General features: G+C 70.1%; 12 protein-coding genes and 1 pseudogene. 4 read left to right on the top strand and 9 right to left on the bottom strand.

All coding sequences use genetic code 11. The features are described from left to right. The first annotated feature begins 86 nt into the window (after positions 1 to 86). Positions 87 to 968 carry a hypothetical protein gene (locus tag WMF31_RS29715; protein WP_436605181.1) on the top strand — a complete coding sequence of 294 codons (882 nt, stop codon included), beginning with the start codon at positions 87 to 89 and terminating at the stop codon, positions 966 to 968. Here the strand turns inward: WMF31_RS29715 and WMF31_RS29710 are convergent. The 6 genes from WMF31_RS29710 to WMF31_RS29685 form a co-directional block, all read right to left on the bottom strand. Further along, positions 949 to 2364 (bottom strand): hypothetical protein, encoded by a 1416-nt coding sequence (locus tag WMF31_RS29710; protein WP_436605180.1) that lies wholly within the window; start codon positions 2362 to 2364, stop codon positions 949 to 951. The two genes, WMF31_RS29715 and WMF31_RS29710, sit on opposite strands and share 20 nt — an antisense overlap. Continuing rightward, the gene (locus WMF31_RS29705; RefSeq protein ID WP_436605179.1) at positions 2348 to 8416 is read right to left on the bottom strand and encodes an RHS repeat-associated core domain-containing protein; all 6069 of its coding nucleotides are present in this window, start codon (positions 8414 to 8416) and stop codon (positions 2348 to 2350) included. Before WMF31_RS29705 ends, WMF31_RS29710 begins: the two co-directional genes overlap by 17 nt. 491 nt (positions 8417 to 8907) lie before the next feature. After that, positions 8908 to 10437, bottom strand: a complete 1530-nt coding sequence (locus WMF31_RS29700; protein ID WP_436605178.1) for a hypothetical protein — start codon at positions 10435 to 10437, stop codon at positions 8908 to 8910. Between the two features lie 37 nt (positions 10438 to 10474). Then, on the bottom strand, positions 10475 to 12124 hold the full coding sequence (locus tag WMF31_RS29695; RefSeq protein ID WP_436605177.1) for a hypothetical protein: 1650 nt from the start codon (positions 12122 to 12124) through the stop codon (positions 10475 to 10477). A gap of 15 nt (positions 12125 to 12139) precedes the next feature. Further along, positions 12140 to 12862 (bottom strand): hypothetical protein, encoded by a 723-nt coding sequence (locus WMF31_RS29690; protein WP_436605176.1) that lies wholly within the window; start codon positions 12860 to 12862, stop codon positions 12140 to 12142. Next, a complete protein-coding gene (locus WMF31_RS29685; protein WP_436605175.1) occupies positions 12859 to 13251 on the bottom strand; it encodes a hypothetical protein in 393 nt (130 codons plus the stop codon). Before WMF31_RS29685 ends, WMF31_RS29690 begins: the two co-directional genes overlap by 4 nt. A 241-nt stretch (positions 13252 to 13492) precedes the next feature. On the opposite strand from WMF31_RS29685, the gene WMF31_RS29680 reads away from it, so the two are divergent. The 3 genes from WMF31_RS29680 to WMF31_RS29670 all read left to right on the top strand — a co-directional run bounded on the left by WMF31_RS29680 (position 13493) and on the right by WMF31_RS29670 (position 16341). Beyond that, on the top strand, positions 13493 to 14581 hold the full coding sequence (locus tag WMF31_RS29680) for an RNA polymerase sigma factor (protein ID WP_436605174.1): 1089 nt from the start codon (positions 13493 to 13495) through the stop codon (positions 14579 to 14581). Further along, entirely contained in the window at positions 14553 to 15596 is a 1044-nt protein-coding gene (locus WMF31_RS29675; protein ID WP_436605173.1) for a helix-turn-helix transcriptional regulator, read from the top strand. The genes WMF31_RS29680 and WMF31_RS29675 overlap by 29 nt, the downstream gene beginning before the upstream one ends. A 172-nt stretch (positions 15597 to 15768) precedes the next feature. Beyond that, complete coding sequence (locus WMF31_RS29670) at positions 15769 to 16341, top strand: sigma-70 family RNA polymerase sigma factor (RefSeq protein ID WP_436605172.1); 573 nt, start codon at positions 15769 to 15771, stop codon at positions 16339 to 16341. 190 nt (positions 16342 to 16531) lie between these two features. Here WMF31_RS29670 and WMF31_RS29665 read toward each other — a convergent pair whose 3' ends face one another. The 3 genes and pseudogenes from WMF31_RS29665 to WMF31_RS29655 form a co-directional block, all read right to left on the bottom strand. Beyond that, the gene (locus WMF31_RS29665) at positions 16532 to 17530 is read right to left on the bottom strand and encodes an ATPase (protein ID WP_436605171.1); all 999 of its coding nucleotides are present in this window, start codon (positions 17528 to 17530) and stop codon (positions 16532 to 16534) included. An 820-nt stretch (positions 17531 to 18350) separates the two neighbouring features. Then, positions 18351 to 18805 (bottom strand): annotated as a pseudogene (locus WMF31_RS29660) (hypothetical protein); the annotation flags it as partial. 101 nt (positions 18806 to 18906) lie between these two features. Further along, positions 18907 to 19464, bottom strand: a complete 558-nt coding sequence (locus WMF31_RS29655) for a dihydrofolate reductase family protein (RefSeq protein ID WP_436605170.1) — start codon at positions 19462 to 19464, stop codon at positions 18907 to 18909. Between the last annotated feature and the right edge of the window lie 144 nt (positions 19465 to 19608).

Below are 19608 nucleotides of genomic sequence, written 5' to 3'. Positions count from 1 at the left end.
CCGAGCTGCCCTCGGCCTCCCCTGCCTCCGGCACCGCCCCTGCCCGTGATGACCCGGGTCTCCCGCAGCGTCAGCTTGCCGCCCGAATGGGCGAAGATCGCGCCGCCGCCGCCGCCGCCGCCGCCCGACGCGCCGCCCAGCGCCGCGTCGCCGCAGGCGCTCCGTCCGCCCGGCGCGTCGCCGCCGCCGCCGCCCCCCTGGCCGGGCGCTCCCGTGCCACCCCTGCTGCCAGGCACGCCTTCCCACCCGACCTCGGTGAGGCGTCCACCCTGGCCGGCTGCGCCGGGCGCGCCCGGCGCGCCGTCTTCCCCACGGCGCCCGTGCTCGCACCCAGCGCCGTCCTTCGGGCCCGCGCCGCCCAGGCCCGCGTTGCTGGGGTTTACGGCCGGCAGCGGCTTGCCGTGCTCGCGATCGCGGTCTGGATCACCGTTGACGCCGTCTTCCAGTGCGAGCAGCATCCGGAAGACATGAGGCACGGACTGAGCGGAACGACGCGTGCACTCGTGCTGTGCGGCTGTGCCTGTGCGCTGCTCGTCGTTCCGGCGCCGGCACGGGCTTTCGAGCTCAGCGGTGGTGTGAGCGTGGGCGGGCTCCAGATCGGGACCGGCCCCAGGCTTGCGCTAAGTCCTTTCGGCGGGCTGCTCTGGCGGTGGGAGAGAGAGTTCCTGCTCGAAGTCCACAACATGTCCAGCGTCGTCCCCGGCGCACGCGCAGGGGTTTACGATCGAACGGCGGCCAGTCTCGTGTATGCCTGGAAGACTGGCAAGGTCAGCCTCGGGCCGTCCTTCTCGATATACGCGATGCCGGTGTGCGGCATCAAGAGCTGCAACCGCGTGGTGGGGGTTGCTCCGGGCGGTCACGCTCAGACCGATTGGTACTTCTCCGAGCCCCTGGGCGTGTCCGTGAGCGCCAACCTGGATGGGTGTAGCTCTCACACTGACGCCCGAATCACTTCCGGTAGTCGCTGAGCGCGACGACGTTCTCCATCAGCGTCACCTCCGCTCTATACGTTGCGGCGAGCAACGCCCACGCCCGGTCGAATCGGTCGCTCTGGACCAAAGAGCGGAAGGTGAGGATGGCCTGACCGCCCTCGTGCCTCCAGCGCATGCCGCTGCGCTTCATCCGCTGCGTCGCGAGTGTCTTGCAGGCTGCTTCCACCACCCCGGAGCCGATGGGGAGGCACGCTGCCCGCCAGGTCGCATAGCGCATGCGATGGCGATGCTTACGAAAATAGGCCAATTCGTTCGCGAGTCGACCGCTGCCGGGGTGCTGCTTGGTCAGATGGAGGAGTGACCGGATGATCTTCTCCACTCCGTCGGGATCCTCCAGCAGCACACGGCGCAACTTGTTGAACTGTGCCCGGCACTTCACTGTCCCGTCGCCGTAGGCAGCGCTCAGGGCGACGTTCAGGTGATCGGCGGCATGGTAGAAGTCGATGACCTCGGTGCTCGGCGGGAGCGCACCATGGAGGAAATTCCAGTTGTCGTTCGCGCCGTCGGCGACCGTCACCAAGGTGAGGTCCGGCCTTTGCGCGAGGGCTACCCCCAGCTCTTGGGCCAGTATCCGTTTCAGGGTGGACTTCTTGAACTCCGGCATCCGGCCGAACTTGACCGTGCTCAACCGTTCGCCGGTCGCATCGTAGAACGACACGGTTCCGCACCCGACCTCCTGGTAGCCCGCCGGGCCGCTCGCTGGCCTGCCTTCCGCCGTCGCTCGGGCGCGCTTCTCCTCGCGCTCGCCGTCACGCATCGGCACCAACACTCCGTCGAGCGAGACCGCCACGGTCGCGGCCTCCGCGGGTACGAGGTCGTCGGCACGGAGTTGCTGCTCGAACGCCTCGCGTTTCGCTTCCCACTCACGGCTGAGTTGCTTCGGGAGCCGATCGAGGCTGCTCTTCGACGGCTGCATCTGGCCAAGTTTCGCGCACAGCGTCGCGGTCTCCTGGGGCGTCATGAGCGACACCATGAACACCGCCTGCTCCGCAGCGAGCGGCGTCCAGTGCTTCTCGACGATGCCCGCCCGCAGCTCCAGCGCGCTGACCGCACGCTCGCCGTCACGTCGGGTCGAGTAGAGCGTCCGCTCGACCCGCACCGGTCCAGCCGCCGACATGTACGTCTCCTCGCAGCGGAGCACCCGCCGATGCGGTACGCCATCGATCAGCACCACCGGCGCGTCGATGTCAAACCGCTGCAGCTCTTCGGCGAGCAGGTCTCGCTCGATCTCTGCCATCCTCCCCCGCAAATCGCGCTCGAAGGAGCCGAAGTCGTCTACCGGCGGCTTGCCCTGGCGCTCCTCGAGCAGTTCCTTGAGGCGCTCGAGCGTCCGTCCCTTCGTTTTCGCAGATGCCTCAGGTACCGTCGTCACCGTCGATCGTCTGGCCATGCCATATCAATTCCGAACAGCCGCGACATTTTCTCACGCCTCCGAGATTTCTGTCACCGGATGGACCTACCCGCCCAGAAAACTCCAATGATTTCGTGTCAGTTTGGGATCTACACCCATCGAACAACAGCGGGTCCTTCGCGGTCCAGCGCCCGATCTCCGGATCGTAGTCCCGCGCGCCGAACCTCACGAGCCCTGTATCCGGATCATAGAGCCCGCCGGCGAACCCGAATGGCGTGAACCCCGGGTTCGTGTCGAGCACGATCCTTCCGAACTCGTCATAATTCATCCGCTGCGCGACCGTGCCGGTCGCCGCATCGATGACGAGCCGCACGCTCCCGATAGCGTCGGTCAAGATCCGGTACGTCACGCCGCCGCGGATCATCGCATCCGGCACGTTGATCCGCTCGCCATAAATGAACCGCGCCACGACCGCACCGGTGCCATCGAGCTCCGCAATCGGCCTGAGCGCGCCCTCGTAGAGGAACCCCTTCACGAGCGTGCCGCCGACCTTCTTGCCGACGCGTCGCCCGAGCCCATCCAGCACGTACTCGATCACGGCACCGCTCGGCAGGGCCACCCCGCGCAGGTGCCCAAGAGGGCTGTAGTCGAACAGCGTCGTCTCTCCCGTCGCCGTGTCGGTCCGGCTCCGAAGCTCGCCGCTGTCCTGGTAGGCGTACGTCTTCGTGTCGTACGTCAAGAGCCGATCCTGGTCATCGTACGTGCCCGCCTCGCTCTCGACCGCGCTGGTCCTGCTCAACCTGTTGCCGTTGGCGTCGAGGTCATAGTGCGCCGCCAAGGCACCATCCAGGAACACATTGACCAACCGGCCCGCAGGGTCGTACTCGAATCCCTTGACCCGCGTCTCGCCCTCAATGGTCTCGGTCCGTTCGAGGATCCGGCCCAGCGCGTCCCGCTCGTACTCGACGAGCAGCACCGTGACTCCACCGATCTTCGCCTCGCGCCGGACGAGCTCGCCGAAGCCGTTATAGCTCACCGTCTCGGTGACGTTCCCGAGCGTCGTGCCGGTGAGCCTTCCGTTCTGCGGATCGCGGCTCAGGACCAGGTCTCCCGCGGCCGTGAGCAGCCCGTCGTCATCGTGCATGAAGCTCACGACGAAGGCGCCGTTCACGCTCTCGGAGCTCACGCGGAAGTTGTCATCATGCGTCCAGTAGACCGCGCCCGCGACCGCGCCGGACCAGCGCACGTCCGTGAGCAGGTGCCCGTCGTACCCGTAGGTCACGCTGACGCCCGCCGGTCCGCTCACGCCCGCGAGCTTGCCCGTCGCCAGCTCGTAGCTCCAGGTGATGCTCCCGCCCGGGAACGTCGCGCTGGTCCGCCTGCCAGCATCATCGTGCCCGAAGCTGATCGCAGCGCCGCCCGGCTTCGTGATCCCCCCGAGCTTCCGGTCGACGTCATAGCCCCATGTCGTGGCCGCTGGCCCGCCCGGCAGATCGGGCGGAGCGTACGAGGCGAGCAGATCGACCGGCGAAAAGCTGAACTGGTGGCTCGGCCGGCCGGGCGGCGTGATCGACGTCTGGTTGCCCGCCGCGTCCCAGCCGAAGGTCACCTGCTCCAGGTCGGGCCGGGTCTCGGTGAGCGCGCGGCCGACCGCGTCGGTCATGAACGTCGTCGCCTGCAGCAGCGGATCCACAACGCGATCGAGATAGCCGTTCAGGCCGTAGCCGCGCGAGGACGTGCGCCCGCCCTGCGCGGTCGCCTCGAGCCTTCCGTGCGCGTCGTACGTCAGGTCCACCGGCAGGAGCCCTGGGACCTCGATCTTGACGAGCCGCCCTCGGTTGTCGAGCGTGGTCGTGACCTGCCGGCCGGCCGGCGTCGTGCGGGTCACCGTGCGCTCCGCCCGGCTGAAGATCTCGACGAAGCTCCGCCCGTTGACCGTTGTCGTGTCGACGAGCGAAGAGAAGCTCAGCGCATCCGCCGGATTGGCCAGGTCCGCCGTACGGCTGCGCTCGATGGACATCGTCCTCCCGCCCGGCGTCGTGATCGTTGCCAGCCTGGCGAACGGCGACAGCATCCCGAACCGCGGATCCGCTCCCGGGGTCCAGGTCAGCGCGCGGCCGTCGGGCAGGCTCATGGTGACGGCGCTGCCCGCTCCGCCGGTCGCTGTGCCGCGAAGGCCGCTCGGCAGATCGACGGCGCGCGCCAGGGCGCCCGTCGCGCGGGACTGGACATGGTAGGTCGCCGACCGACCGAGCGCCGTCGAGACCGTCACGCCGTACCCGCCGGGCTCCTCCGCGCGCGTCAGGCTCTTGCGGCCACCGGCCGGATCTTCGTCCCGGACGAGCAGGCCGGCGGCGTCATAGGTGAACGTGTGGGTCCGATCCAGCGCGTCCTTGAGGCCGGTGAGCAAGCCCTCCGTGCCGTACGTGAGCGTCACCGTTTCGGCTGCTGGGTTCGTCACCGTCCACAGATACCCGTCTGCGTTCAGCGCGATCTGCGTCGCCTGCCCGAACGGGCCCGTGATGGAGAGGGGCGTGCCACGCGCGTCGCGCTCGATCGCCGTCACGTCGCCGTCGACGTCCGCGATCGCGATGAGCAGTCCCGAGGAATCATAGCTCATCTGAAACAGAGTGGCGCCCGTGCGGGTGTCCACGGTCCTGAGGTGCTTGCCGCTCCCGTCGAATACATACGCCTCGTCGCCATCCTCGGCCGGGATCACGATCTCTCCGGCGGACGCTCCCGCCATCGGCGGCGGCGCGATGCGGCGCACCCGGTTCACGCCATCATTCATCTCCGCCAGGTAGAGGTCCCGGTCTGGCCCCACATGCATCTGCCCAATAAGGCCCAGGTACGCGCCGGCCGCGGGCTGCCCGTCCTGGACCGGAGGCGTGCCGAGGTTGTCCCGTCCCGCGATCGTCGTGATGACTCCATCCGTTCCGATGCGACGAACGCGGTATCCGTAGTCATCGGCGACGTAGAGCTCGCCCTGGTGCCCCACCGTGGCCGCGACAGGCCCTCGGAGCTGGGCTCGCACGGCCAGGTCCCCGTCGCCCGCGCTGCCCGGCGCGCCCGTGCCGGCGATTGTCCGGATCGTCCCCTGCACGTCGATCCGGCGCACGCGGTCGTTTCCGGTGTCGACGACGACCACGCTGCCGTCGCGCTGGAGAGCGACGCTGCGCGGATCCCGCAGAACCGCCGCCTCGGCCGGCCCGCCGTCGCCTCCGAAGCCCGACGCGCCGGTGCCGGCCACCGTGTCCATGATGCCGTCGGGCGCGACGCGACGGATGCTGTGATTGCCCCTGTCGGCGATGTAGACGCTCCCGTCGAGCCCCACCGCGACGCTGAACGGATGCCTCAACGTAGCCAGCGTGGCGGGGCCGCCGTCACCGCTGTACCCGGCCGCGCCGGTGCCGGCCACCGTCGTGATCGTCCCATCGGGCGCAACCCGCCGCACACGATTGCCGCGCTGTTCGGTGATGTACAGGCTGCCGTCGGGGCCGAGCGCGAGGCCGCGCGGCACCTCGATCTGCGCGGCGGTCGCGGGCCCGCCGTCGCCGCCGCTGCCCTCCTCGCCTGTGCCGGCCACGGTCTCGATCACCCCGTCCGCGCCGACGCGCCGCACCCGGTGGTGAAACGAATCGGCAATGTAAATGCCGCCGTCCGGCGCCGCGGTCACGCCCGAGGGAGCATAGAGCGACACCTGCGTTGCCGGCTCGCCATCGCTCAACACGCAATTTCCGCAACCGTGGCCCGCCACCGTCATCAGCACGTTGCCGAGCGCATCGGCGCGGCGACGCCGTCCGTCGCCGAGGTGAAGCACCCGCGCGATGGGCTCGTAGGCATGGTGCTCGCTCAGCGTCCAGCCGCCGAGCCCGTGAGATCGAGCGCTGAACGTGCCGAGCGCCCCGCGCCAGACCTTCCACAGCGTCACGTCGTCGCGTGTCATGGTGCCGGCGATCGGCGTGCTCGAGAAGTCCGCGAACGCCTTCCTGCGCTCCGCGGGCTCCATGTAGACGCCCCGGTAGACATAGCCGACGCGCACCGTCACCGGTTGCGCGCCCTCGAGGGTGCGCCCGAAAGCGTCCTTGCCGTCCCACGAGAACGTCGTCTCACTGTTCGGCTCGCAGGGGCAGGCGAATCGCTCCTCGAAGCGCCGGCCGGCGATCTCGATGACCAGGTCGATGCGCTCCAGCGAGGCGGGCACGCCGCGGCGGCTGAGCGGGATCGTCAAGGCATAGGCGGCCTTGCGACCGGGGACGCGGTCGCTCCGGTAGTGGAGCCGGAGCGGCGTGCCCGCGATGGGCACGCTCTCGCCCAGGATCTGGTTCTCGCACTCGATGACCGAGCCTGTCTCCTCGCAGGCGTCGGGCATCGGAATCGGCGGCACCGGATCGGCCCCGCCGCCGCCGTCGTCTCCTCCTGCGCCGTCTCCGCCGCTGCTCCCGGCCCCGCCGCCGGCTCCTGTAGTGCCGCTTCCTGACCCCGTGCCTCCGCTGCCACCGCTGCTCTCGTCCCCGCCGCCGTCCGCCGCGCAGACCGGATCCATCGGCGTGCAGGCGTCCGGCGGTGGCCCCCAGGGCCAGTTCAGGTCCCACGGCGTGAAGTGATCGAGCGGTACGCGCCAGAGCGTCGTGCCTGCCGCGTAGAGCTCGGCGAGCGCCCTTCGTTCCTCGTCGGTGATGCCGAGCTCGAGCAGCGCACGGTCTTCGTCTTTCCGTCCGTCGCCGTCGAGGTCGATCTCCGCCAGATCTCCCGCGACGCCGAGGATGCCGAGGATGCGGCCATTGTCGGAGGGTATCCACGCACCGAGCTGCCAGTCGTAATACCCCGCAGGCACCGCCATGCCGACCGGGAAACCGAGGAAGTTGTCGACGTAGAGCGGTACGGGCTGGGTGAGCTGCACGGCCGTTGCTCCGGCGGCCACGGCCTCGTCCACGCTGAGCTCAACCGCGTAGGTATAGGCGCTGGCGGGTGGTAGCGCAGCGGGCATCGCGGCCGGCCCGTGCTCCCCGACCGTGTACTCCGTCGCCCGCACACTCAGCGTGGTGAGCGCCTCGGTCGTGCCATCGGGCAGGAGCATCTCCGCTCCTGTGCCGGCCGGGAAGAGCAGCGTGGCTTGACGGACGCCATCGGCATCGGCGACCACGCTGCCGCGGGCCACGGAGATCGGCGCCGGTGAGGCGAGGTCGAGGACGGTCACGTGGCTGTCGTAGGGCGTCATCACGACGTCGCCGGCCGTCACGTAGTCCTGCCACGGCACGTCGACCTGCCTCGCCACGCGCAAGTAGCCGTCCCCCTCGTACGTCACCGTGAGCGGCCCGCCGCCGTTCACGGCCATCAGGAAGGTGCCGTCGGCGAGGGTGATTGTGGTGCCGACCTCGGGATGCGCCTCGACCGAGACGGTGATGCCGGCAAGCGGCGCGCCGTCCGTCCCACGCACCTGCCCGCGAATCACCGCGGCCCGATGCGGCAGGAGGGTGCCCGGGGCGACGCCGACCTGGGCCGGGTTGGGGCCGCTGTACAGGAACGCCGTTGCGCTCACGAACGCGGTCGCGACCGTCCGATCGAGCACCGAGCACGACGCACGCGCGATCCCGCCCGTGGGATCGCAGATGTCCAGCGTGCACGGGTCGCCATCGTCGATGGCTGGCGGCGAGCCGGCGACGCACGTGCCCGCGCCGTCGCACGTCTCCTCGCCGTTGCACGTGTCGCTGTCCGGACACGGCGCCCCCTCTGGCGCTGGCCTGTGAACGACCCCGCTCGCCGCGTCGCAGACATCCACGGTGCATGGGTTCCCGTCATCGACCGCGGGCGGCGTCCCGGCGACGCAGGCGCCTCTGCCGTCGCATGTCTCATCCCCGTTGCACGCATCGCCGTCCGAGCACGGGGCTCCGGCTGGGGCCAGGCTCACGTGCGCGTCACCACCGGTTGCATTACAGGGGCCGCCGGTCGGCTCCGGCGGCGTCGTCGTGACCGCTGGCGGATCCCGCGGGGAGGAATCGTCGACGCATGCGGTCAGCATGCCCGCGACGAGCAGCAGGATCCGGACACGAAAGCCGAGCAAGTGAATCATCTTTGCCCTCATGAATTTTCTCGCAGGCGCGCTGGGTTCCGACATCCACGGATGTCGCTGTGCCAGCCGAGATCATGCGGCAACAGCACGCATGCTGGCCGCGATGCGTGCGCTGGTCTCATGACCCTCCCGCGCTTCCTTCCCGATGCCAGACGCCCGCTCGAGGTCGCTGCGGAGCCTCACGCGTACTCCGGGACCGGAGCGAGCCTCGAGAGGGAGATCGGCGTGTAATGCGTGGCGGTCACGCCCGCGGCGCTCGTCAGCGTTCGTTCGTCGTGCCGTCCGTCGAGGCGAAGACAGCCCGGAAGCGAAGAGCGTTTATCCGGGAACTCTCCGCAACTGCGGGCGCGGGATCCAGGCGTCCTGCGCAGCTGTGGGCGAACGACGCGCTCAAAGCGGCACGAGTGCGCGCGCTGGCTGGTCGCCACGCTCACGCCGCTCGTCGTCCGCTCAAGACGCGGCCAGCGCCGCCGGCCCGCCCGCGGAGCCGCCTATTCAGGGAACCGAAGCGTCTTGTGGGCCTTGCCGCCCTCTGCCACCGTCGTGCTGCCATCGTGGTTCCAGCTGGTGCCGCCCTTGCCCGGCTGTCCGGTCTCGATGGTGACGCCCTCGAGCGTGAGCTGGTCCTCGTCGAGGTAGGCGATGCCGATCGAGTCGCCGCCGCGCCCGGGGCCGCCGTAGCCGCCGGGCCCTCCTTCGCCGCCCCGGCCGCCGGAACAGGCGGCGAGCTCATCCCGCAGCGTTCCGCCCGGTGCGCCTCGGCCGCCTCGGCCGCCGCGCTGGGGCTCCCCGCCGTCGCCGCCATCGCCGCCATAGTCCGCCGTGATCTTGGTGTCGCGCACGGTCACCCGGGCGTGAAGCGCGAGAACGCCGATGGACGGCTGTCCGTTCGCTCCCCCGCGGCCGCCGCGGCCTCCGCAACCGCCGGCCCCGCCCGAGCCTCCGCTTGGGCCTCCCTCGGAGGCCACGCCGCACCGGGCGATCCCGCCCCGGCGACCGCCCCCGCCGCCGCCACCCTGGCCCGGCGTGCCCCACGTTCCCGCGCCTCCCGTGTCGCCCTTCCATCCGGTCTCGGTGAGGCGCCCGATGCCCGTGCCCGGCGCCCCCTGCGTTCCAGGAGCCCCGTGGCCCCCGTCGGATCCTCCGGAGCAACTGCGGTTGTCCTGCTCCCCGATACCACCGCTTCCCGGGTGCGAAGCGTCGGCAGGCTCACCGTCACCTCCATCCGCGGCGCTGTCGGGCAGCCCGTCTCCTCCCTTGCCGCCGACGCTCGTATGCCCGCTCTCGCACCGGTTCACGGGCGCAGGCCCGCCGGCGACAACGGTCGCCGAGCACGCGTCCCCACCGAACATGCCATCCGGTCCGTACGGTGGCGTGGACGGCCACCTCTCGCCATCGCGGCCTCCCGATCCTCCGCTGGCGGAGATCTCGCTCCGCAGGATCTCCACCACCGTGTTGGACTGAGCGAGCACGCCGATCGGGCCCCAGCTCTGGACATAGAGATCGGCGAGCGTCGACACCCCATCTGCGGCCCCCCTGTCCTCGGGGCCCGCAGGCTCGACGATCACCATGGGACCGAAGACCGGCTCGTGAGAAAACGAGGACCGCTTGGGTAGATCGCTGCGCACCCATTTCCGGCAGTCGAAGCCCCCGAGGAGATCCACGCCAGAGGGCACCCTGATCTGATGCACCACGAATCCGTCATTGCAGATGAACACGCGCCCTCGTCCCGTGCGCGCGAGCTCGACGGCGCGCTCGACGGTGAACACCGGCCTCGCCTTTGTGCCGGGGTTCCTGTCGTCGCCAAAACCGTAGGCTCCGGCGACGAACACGCCGCAGCCGTCGTCGAGGATATCGGCGGCGACGTGCTCGACGCAGACCGACTCCGGGGGCGGCTCGTCCTCGCACGAGGTGCCTTCACAAGGCGCCACGCCAGGGTCGTTCACGCCGGGCGCAGTTCCGCAGCCGATCGCCCAGGGGGACAGCAGAAGGACCAAGGTAGCCGCGGTGCTCTTTCTCATGTGCGTCTCCTGACGGGGGCCGCCAGCACAAGGTGGTTCATCGAGGCGGTTCCGGGTCTGGCGCATCGAACCGGTACCAGAACGCCGTAGTCCCGGCTCGCCCCTGGCCAACCGTGTCTTCCGCGGATGCATTGCCGCCGCGGCCACCCTTACCGGCGTCTCCGGGCAAGACCGTCGCATGCTCCGAGATGGCCACGGAGGCGTCCAGGGAACCGATGCCGAGCGAGTGGCCCCCGAGACCGCCGCCGGCATCGCCCCCGCGGCCGCCGCGGCCGCCAAAGCCGCCTCTGCAGCCTCGCGACGCGTCGGTCAGACGAGCGTTTCCGCCAAGGCCGCCAGCAAGGCCAAAGCCTCCCCACTGGCCCGTTCCGCCGACCCCGCCATCGCCGCCCTTGGCCCCGAGGACCTTGCTGCCGGCCTCGACCGTGATGGCGCTCCCCTGCAGTGCCACGATCGCGATGCTCGCGCCGCCGTAGTCGCCCCCCTGGCCCCCTTCGCCCCCACAGCCGCCGCTGCCGCCCGATCCGCCGGCCGCACCGCCCTGGGGCCGACCTGCCGGACACGCGTTCATGGCGGAGTCGCGCCCCTTGCCGCCACCACCCCCGCCGCCGCTCTGACCGACGCCGCCCTTCTTCCCGTCGTCTCCGCGCACGCCGACCCATCCATCGACGCCCAGGAGGCCAGCGCCGACCGCGCCGGCAGCGCGCTCTGCATCGGCGCCCTCTGCTCCATCCTCCCCCGCGTTGCACGGCATGCTGGACGCACCGCGGCCAGCCAGGCCGCGGTTGTCCGGAGTCCCGCTCGGTTCCGGCAGTCCTGACGCCCCGTCGCCGCCCGCCTCGAGGCCTCCATCCCCCCCGTAGCCACCCGTCGACTCGATGCCGTTGCCGCACGCGGTCACGACCGGAAGGGCGCCCGGGGCCGCGTCCGCGGTGCAGGCGTCCGCGCCGTCGTTCCCCACCACGCCGGAGCGCGCGCGGAAGCTCGGCGCGTCCTTGCCTGGCTGCCCATCCTTGCCGTTGCCCGCGAGGATCTCGCTCGCCCGCACGATCGCCCTGGCGCCGGCGCTCAGGATCATCGCGATCGACGACTTGCCATCGTTCGCGGAAGCATCCGCCGCCTCGACGCGCACGCCGAAGATCACGGACACGGCATCGTCCCCCGCGACGACCGCATCGTCCCCCCCAAGGACCCGCACCGGGATCCCTCCGGGCGGCGCGATGACGGTGAACTCATTCGGCCCGCCGAACGACCCGTCATACGACCAATCGCCGCCGGAATCACAGTGACGGCTGCCCCAGAGGTCGACCCCTGAGGGGAGCGTGATCTTCTCCTCGAACAACCCGCCACACGCGTACACGCGCCGGGTCGCCGCCTCGCCGTTCCCCCGTCCGCTCGCGGCGAGCCCGATCGCATGTTGCAAGGTCCTCACCGGCGCGTCCTTCGTGCCGGGATCGTTGTCATCGCCATGCTCGCTGACGAACACCCCGCATTCATCCAGAGACGCCGCCGACGCTGGACCCCCGTCACAGGGCGACGGCTGGGGAGGAGGGCTCTCGCACAGGAAAACTTCCCCGCAGCTCTCCGAGTAGCACCCCGATGTGCCAACGGCGCCGGTCAAGCCGAGCGCGACGGCCGCGAGGGCACGAAGGCTCTCTCGACCTCGGAAGTTTGCTCTACGACGCATCAGCCTCCCTCCCCCTCACCATGCTCCTTCGAGGAGCACGCCCGCCCGTTCGCCCGTCGTCACCGGTACGAGGCGGACGCCTCCGGTTGCCGGCGCGCCCCCGAAGACCGCGACCTCCGTGAAAAAGGAGGCCGTCGTCGCGATCCCGAACACGGCGCTCGCCGCCAGCGACACCTTGCCCAGGGTGGCGAGCAGGTCTCGCTCCTTGGTCTGGCCCTGAATCTCGGCGCACGACACCGGCGCGCTCGCTGCGCGGCATGCGTCGGGCGCCCAGCCCTGCGCGCGACGCACGCCATTGGCCTCGCGCAGGTTGCTGTGCACCACATGGGCGCGCAGCAGAAAGACCGCGCCGGCCGTCGCCGTCGACGTCGTGAGGGCGACGCCGCCGATCCGCAACGTCCCCGGCCAGGACGCCGACGCCGCCGGCGCTTGCGCGGAGGTCGTCGCCTCGTGCGGCTCCGTGGCGGCTTTCTTCGCAACGCCGGCAGGCGCGGCCTCGTCCGCGCTGCTCACCGCCGCGCGAGGTAACTGGATCGTCATCTTCGTCTCCGCTCCCGCCCGGGCGTCCAGCGACTGGAGTGCTTCCTCTCGGCCCCGCGCTCGGGCCCGCACCATGTGCATGCCAGGCTCGAAGAACAGCCTGTACGTCCGCCTGGGCCGGCCGATGGGCGTGCCATCGATGAGCACCTCGGCATCCGGCGGATCCACCGATAGATAGAGCGTCGCGACGAGCTTCACCGCGTCGGCCAGTCCCTTTCCAAATCGCTTTTGCTGCGCAGGTGAAAGCGCCTTGCGCCGCTCCAGGCTCCACGCCAGGTGCTCCGCCGCGTCACGGTACTTGCGCAGCGCGAGCTCGCAGAGCCCAGCTCTCCGGCGATCTCGGCGGCCTCTCTCTCCGTGTCCCATGTCGCGTCGATCGCCTCGAAGGCCGCCTTGTACGCAGCGTGCGCCTCGGCCCACTGTCCCGATGCCCGAGCTCGCCGCGCGCGGCGAAGAGAATCCTTTACGGTCGGACCGACGCTTCCTCCGGGTGCCGGATTGCGGTCTTCCGCACGGACCGGTTGCGTCATGCCGATCGTGACGCCAAGCATCAGGCCTATCCACAGCGATTGCGCCGCGAAACGCATGCATGGACCGTACTTGCGCCCGCCGCACGGCGTCAACCGCGATGAAAAACGTCACAAAGTGAACGGTTGGATGACAAGATCTCGCCCGACGGTGGAATGCAGCCGCCGGTTCGCCGCTGCGCGGGCCGCCACGCCCCACGCCGCACACCACCTCACCGCCGGCGGTGCGGTCTCCCATCGCGGGCGGTGCGGTCCTGCATTTTCTTGAAGCACTCCCGCCGGCTCAGGTGTTCTACCGGTCATGGGCGAGCCAGCCAGCACTCCCGCCGGCTTCGAGTTCTTCCGGCGCCTCGCGAGGCGCTTGGGTGTCCCTGCGCGACACGCAGAGGACATCGCGCAGGAGGCCTTGCTGCGGGGACTCGAAGCGGATCGGCGGGTCGATCTCGGGGAAGCCCGGGCATCGTACGGTGCCACCATCGTCCTGAACCAGGCGCGGAACCACGTCCGGAACGCATTCCGCCGGCGGGAGGTCCTGACGCCGTTCGACGCTCACGAGCTTCAGGCGGGGTGCCCGAGTCCGGAAGAGCTGGTCCGCAGGCAGCAGCGGGAGGCGCTCATTCGCTCCCTGATCAACCAGGTCGACCCCAAGTACCGCGACGTCTTGATCAAGCACGATCTCGAGGAGATGTCGCTCGCCGAGATCGCCTCCGAGCTGGGGCTCAAGCCGAAGACGGTGAGGACGCAATACCGCCGGGCACGCGAGCACCTGGACGCGGCCATGGAACGCTGGAAGGCGCGGCAACGCTCGCGCGGGTGGGACGACGCGGCATGCGTCCCCTTCGCCATCGATCTGGGCGGCCGCGAGGGCTGGGTGAGCAAGTTGGGCCGCCTGGGCTTCAAGATCGTGATTCAGGGAGCCGTCGTCGTGCTGACAGGGGCCGTGGTCGCGGCGTTGCCGGGCTCGTTCAGCCCGGCGTCGTGGTCGCGGCCGGCGGCGGTGCACGCCCCTGCGCCCGCACCTGCGGCGCAGGAGATCGCGCAGCCGCCGGCTCAACGCCCCATGCGGGCGGCGGCCGCAACGGCCGCGAAGGCGGCCCAGGAGATCGCGCCGCCTGCGCAGGACGGAGGCGCACGCGAGGAGGCCGCGAGGGGCCGCGTGCCTGCGCCGTCAGGCGCGCCGGCTCGCCGTATCTCGTTCCCTGCCGGCGCCGTGCTCCCAGCCGCCAGCGAGCACGAGTGGAGCCTCATCGACCAGGCCGGAAGGGCCATCGAGGCTCATAGCGCGCTCGCAGATGCCGAGGCGCGCCAGTTGCTTGAGACGCATGCGCGGGAATTCCCGCAAGGGCAGCTCGCCGCGGAGCGTGAAGCGCTCCTGGCGCAGATTCGCTGAGGCATCGGCTGTCCGCCGACGGCTCGCGGGCGGCGGTGCTGGTGATGTCTTCGGACAGCCCAAGGCCGAGATCCGCCTTGCGTCGAACAACAACGATCACGTCCAGGAGGCGAATTCGATGGAGGAGATGCTGGGTGCGGTGTGGCTCGTTTCGCCGATCGGGCTCGCGATGATGGCCTGTGTTGCGATCGGCTTCGCGGTCACGGCGCGCGAAGCGCTGGGCCGCGAACGCGCGTTGCGCGAGACCCACGAGGAGAGGTGTGAGGACGTCGGGGACGCCCTGACCGAAGCGAAGGAAAGGGCAGAGCGGGAGCTCGGGCGACATCAGCGCCTGCTGGACTGCCATGTCGATGCGGTCATCGCGGCGATGACCGGCGCCGGAGCGCGCCCCGTTCCGTGGCCGGGCCGCGTCCTCGAGACGTTCTGCGCCACCATTCCCGGGTGGCAACGGAAGCTGGCCGAGAGCACGGGGCTGACGCCACGGGAAGTGGAGCGGCTGCTGAAGAGCGACCTCCCGGTCACGCCCGTTCTCGCGCGGCAACTGGAGAGCTTCACGGGCACGCCTGCCCGGTACTGGGAGCGCCTGTGGCGGCTGCACGACGACTACCGGACGGATGCGGAGGATACCGTCGTGATCAAGCTCGACGAGTCGATCCGCAGGCGCGAGAGCGCGGCGCGTACGGCGGCCTCGCCGGGGTCGATCTCGGCGCCGCCGAGTCCCCCCTCGATACTCCCTCGCGCGCTTGATGTTCCGCCGCCCGTGGCGCCGGCTCCTGACCCGGCTGGCAGGAGCCCACGGGCCAAGCTCCCGCCGCCTCCACTGCCGCGGCTGCGAGCGCCGCTCGCCGCTCACGCCGGGGCGGGCGCTGAGCTCGCGCGTCGCGCTGCCACGCTGACGAGCTTTCCCCTACAGCAAGACGACCGGGGGGCCACCCCAGCGCGCGGGCTCGAATGGGAGGACGTGGAGCGCTCCTCGCTGAGCACGACATTGCCGGGAGTAGGGAGCCATGGGTGAGCGCAGCCACACCGCGGGCGCCGCAGACGCGGGCATGCGATTGGGGTTGCGCGTTCCGGGGAGGAGCTCGGACCCGCGCCGCATTCCGGGTGGCCATCGACAGCGACTCGACGCCGTCGCCGTTTGGGGAGCCAGCATCACGAGGCGGGAGATTGCCCAGGGGGGTGACGCCATGGTTCATCCGAATCAGGACAAACGCGCCGCCGCGTGCGAGCGCTTGTTTTGCCCGACGCTGGTTCGTGCCGTTCTGCGCTGGCTGAAGAGGCTGGGGATCCCACGGTGCCATCGCGGCGATGTTGCGGGCGAAGTCTGGGTCAACGCCTGGGAGAGCTGGCCCAGGTTCGATCCGAAGCGCAGCAGGCCGGAACGCTGGTTGAACGCGATCGCCGTACACGTTGCCTCGCACTACCACGGGCGCGCGCAGCACCGCAGGGAAGAGCTGGTCGCTTCGATCGATGTGCTCGACTCGACACCGGACGCTGCTGCGGCGATGGAGTACAACAACAGGAGGGCCGGCACCGTCGACGCAGTGAACAAGCTCGATCCGGAGCTGCGCTTGGTTCTTGTGGCACACGACCTGGACGGAGTCTCGATGGCCCAGATAGCGCAAGACGCGGGAGTACCTCTCTCTACGCTGTACAAGCGACGCATAAAGGCCATCGGCGCGCTGCGGGACATGATTGGACTTCGACCGCCAGCGCGTCCAGCGAGAGCGGCTCGACAAGTCCTGCGTGCTTCTGCTTGACGGCTCGCCAAGCCCCAGGCACATCGCCTGGACCCGCGTTGGGTTCATGGCTTCCGAGAGGGTGCGATCCGTCGTCTCGCCCCCGCAGAATCCCGAGGAAAGCGATGGCTCGCGACGGTTCGGCACCGCAAATGCGTCGTTGGGCGGCCCGACACAGGGGGCAGCGACGCTGCGTTCGAAGGGCGTGCCGCTACGCGCGAAGCGAGGGCGACTCCCGGTCGTCCTCGTCCTCAGCGGGCTCGTCGTCTCCCGAGTCGCCCTCCTCCTCCTCCGGCACGCTGTCCTCCGACTCGCCTTCCTCCGAGGCGTCGCCTTCCTCCGCGTCGGCGTCGGCCTCGTCCTCTGCTCCGGCGGACGCGCCGCGGGAGACGGGGAACGGCGCATAGTCCTTCACCTTGTCGGTGCCGGCGTACCAGTACTCCGCGGCGGCGCGCAGCCTTCGCTCGGCGTTCACGACGAGCGTGTACGCGGCGTCGCGGAGCTTGCGCGAGCGCACCGCATCGAGCGAGAGCGTCTTGTCGGCGAGCATGCGCGCGAGCAGCGGCGAGAGCTCGCGGAGGCGGGCCTCGGCGGCGGCCTCGCCGCGCGGCGCCGTTTGAATGGCCTCCGCGTGCTCGGAGCAGAGCAAGAGGAGGTCGGAGACGTCCTGGACCAGATCCGCGTCGCCGCTGCCCGCGCGGATCGCCGCGAGCCGCTTTTGCCCCTCCGGGCTCTTCTTGAAGCGGAGATCGAAGAAGCGGAGGAGCGCTTGCCGGTGCTGGGCGGCCTCGGTGGCCGGCTTCTCGAAGGCCGCGGCGGCCCGCTCCTGGCGCTGCTGCGCCGCTTGCCAGCGCGACTGCATGACGCGCAAGAGCTCGATCTTGTCGCGGAGCGCGTGGATCTCCTCGCGCGTGAGCCGGGGCTCGTCCTCGGCGAACGGGGTGCGGACGAGATCCGCCGCGTCACGCTCGGCGGCGAGCTGAATACGGCTCGACCAGATGACGCGTCGAGCGAGCTTGCCAGGGAAATGCAGGGTGTTGTCGCCGAGCGCCTCGGCCTCTCGTAGCAGCTCGGCCTCTCGCGCGGGGCTCAGCGTGTACGCTGCCGCTCCGCCGGACGAGAGCGCCGCGCCCTGCGCGTCGCTCGAAGCGCGCTTCTTCTGGGCTTTCCTGGGCCTGGATGATGCGGCATTGGGTGCTTTCTGCGCCATGGGACGATACTCCTCCTTGCTGGGGGTCAGCGCCCCTCCGAATGGGGGGGCCGGATCGTCTGAGGCTAACGGCAGGGAAAGGCATTGGCCATAGGAGAAATCGCGGCGCTCACGTCGCACGGGGAATTACCTCGTCAGCGGATTGGGGCAGGCTATGGCTCGCAGCGCGAATGCAGGGGCGTGCCGACCGCCCGAACGCCGCGCGCCGCGGACCGCGGACCGCGGCGCGGCGAACGGTCAGAAAGGACGGAATTGTTGCACAGGGCACATTTCGGCATGCGCAGGAGGCGAAATTGTTGAATAGGACACAAAATGGCCTGCGCAGGAGGACGACGGACCCGCGCAGGAGGGTGCCAGGGCCGCGCAGGAGGGTGCCAGGATCGTGCAGCAGGGTCGGCGGCGGTGCGCAGGCGTCGAACGATGGTTGCGCAGGACACAAAAAGGGGTGCGCAGGAGGGCGCTGGAGCGGCGCAGGAGCCGCGTGAGTGTAACAAAGGACACGTACGGGGGTACGCAGGAGGGGAGCGAAGGGTGCGTAGCAGGGCGTCGGGGCTGCGCAGCAGGGTCGGCGGGGGTGCGCGGCAGAGGCGCCGGGACTGTACGAGCGGAGCCCTGGTAACAGTTCTGACCGGGAGCCGGGGTGACACTTCCTTGAGCTACAGGCCCCTGCTCCGGGAGGACTGGAAACAGGGGCCGGATCCTCGTCGACGCGACACGCTCACCGCGCTCTCTCGGGCCGCCAGGATCTATACACGAACCGCTTCCCGCGGTCTCGGTACACGCGAGCCTCTCCTCACGTTCCGGCGTGAGTGCGCGCAGGTCACCGTGCCTTGGCGAGCTGCAGCTCCTTGTTCCTCAAGGTGACCTGCGCGAGCAGAACCGGCCCGTAGTACAGCTCCCAGACGTCGTCGGCGATCGGAAGCAGCTCCACGGGTTCGTTGGCGATCCGCTTGGAGACGAAGGTGCTCGCGCCACCGAGCTGCAGCCGTCCCATGTCCCCCACGCGTCACACGGCCATCGTGTCCGGATACGAGCAAGTACCGCGAGGCCTGGTCACGTCAGCGGGTGGCACCGGGTCTTGTCGCCAAGCGCAAAGTGCCCCTTGAAATCGACGCATCATGTGTCATTCGGCTGCTCCGCTGGAGCCAGCGTCGACGGCATCGCTGACGTTGGCATCACCACGCGGCGCCGCCGGGGCCGGATCAGCCCGTGTTTCTTGAGCAGCTCGCCGATGGTGCTCGTCGCCGGCAGCCCCTCAAGGCCCATGCTCTCCAGGCTCCCGGTCCGTCCGGGTGCTACCCAGGCTCCCGGTCTGAACCAGAGGGCTCCCGACGGCGCGCTGGCCCGCGAGCTGGCCGCGATGGGGCTGCTCTGCGTCAGCGCGCGCGCCGGTAGTGCATCGCGACCGCGCCGCGTCGGAGCGGCTTCGTCGAGACCAGCTCGAGCCGTCGCGTGCTGGGCAGCCCGCTCTGGTACAGGGTCGGACCGTGGCCGGCGATCCTGGGGTGGACGAGGAACTTGTATTCGTCGATCAGATCCAGCCGGTCGAGCTCGGTCGCGAGCTTGCCGCTCCCGAGGAGCACGCCGGCCGGGGTCGCGTCCTTGAGCTTCTGCACGCCCGTGCGCAGGTCGCCGGCGATGTGGTGGCTGTTGGTCCACGGGAAGTCCTTTCGCGTCGACGACACCACGTACTTCGGCTTGGCCTCCAGCTTGACCGCCCACGCGCGCATCGCCGGCGGCGCCTCCTCGTCGCCGCGGGCGACCGCCGGCCAGTAGCTCTCCATCATCTCGTAGGTGACGCGGCCCCACAGCATCGCCCCGCCCTCGTCCATGAGGCGGGTGAAGAAGGCGTGTGTCTCGTCGTCGGCGATTCCCTCCTGGTGGTCGACGCAGCCGTCCAGGGTGACGTTGATGCTGAAGGTCAAGAGCCCCATGCGGCGAGTCTAACACTCCTGGCGATGGAACGGCAGGCCGTCGCAGAGCTTGTCGCTGAGGAGGTGCGCCAGCAGCGAAGGTGTCGCGAGCGCGCGCGGCAGGGCGAGCGCGCAGGACGCGCCGCGAGCCGGTGATCCGAGCCA

The sequence above is a fragment of the Sorangium sp. So ce1036 genome (assembly GCF_051369805.1).
GTDB lineage: Bacteria > Myxococcota_A > Polyangia > Polyangiales > Polyangiaceae > Sorangium > Sorangium cellulosum_F.
Note: the sequence above shows the minus strand (reverse complement) of the source record. Positions and strands in the feature narration are given on the sequence as shown.

What these genes read in the sequence shown, in the direction of transcription:
- WMF31_RS29670 (WP_436605172.1), top strand. Translation starts at nt 15,769, where the DNA reads ATGGTTCATCCGAATCAGGACAAACGCGCCGCCGCGTGCGAGCGCTTG.
- WMF31_RS29665 (WP_436605171.1), bottom strand. Translation starts at nt 17,530, where the DNA reads ATGGCGCAGAAAGCACCCAATGCCGCATCATCCAGGCCCAGGAAAGCC.
- WMF31_RS29680 (WP_436605174.1), top strand. Translation starts at nt 13,493, where the DNA reads ATGGGCGAGCCAGCCAGCACTCCCGCCGGCTTCGAGTTCTTCCGGCGC.
- WMF31_RS29700 (WP_436605178.1), bottom strand. Translation starts at nt 10,437, where the DNA reads ATGAGAAAGAGCACCGCGGCTACCTTGGTCCTTCTGCTGTCCCCCTGG.
- WMF31_RS29695 (WP_436605177.1), bottom strand. Translation starts at nt 12,124, where the DNA reads ATGCGTCGTAGAGCAAACTTCCGAGGTCGAGAGAGCCTTCGTGCCCTC.
- WMF31_RS29705 (WP_436605179.1), bottom strand. Translation starts at nt 8,416, where the DNA reads ATGATTCACTTGCTCGGCTTTCGTGTCCGGATCCTGCTGCTCGTCGCG.
- WMF31_RS29655 (WP_436605170.1), bottom strand. Translation starts at nt 19,464, where the DNA reads ATGGGGCTCTTGACCTTCAGCATCAACGTCACCCTGGACGGCTGCGTC.
- WMF31_RS29685 (WP_436605175.1), bottom strand. Translation starts at nt 13,251, where the DNA reads ATGCGTTTCGCGGCGCAATCGCTGTGGATAGGCCTGATGCTTGGCGTC.
- WMF31_RS29715 (WP_436605181.1), top strand. Translation starts at nt 87, where the DNA reads ATGGGCGAAGATCGCGCCGCCGCCGCCGCCGCCGCCGCCCGACGCGCC.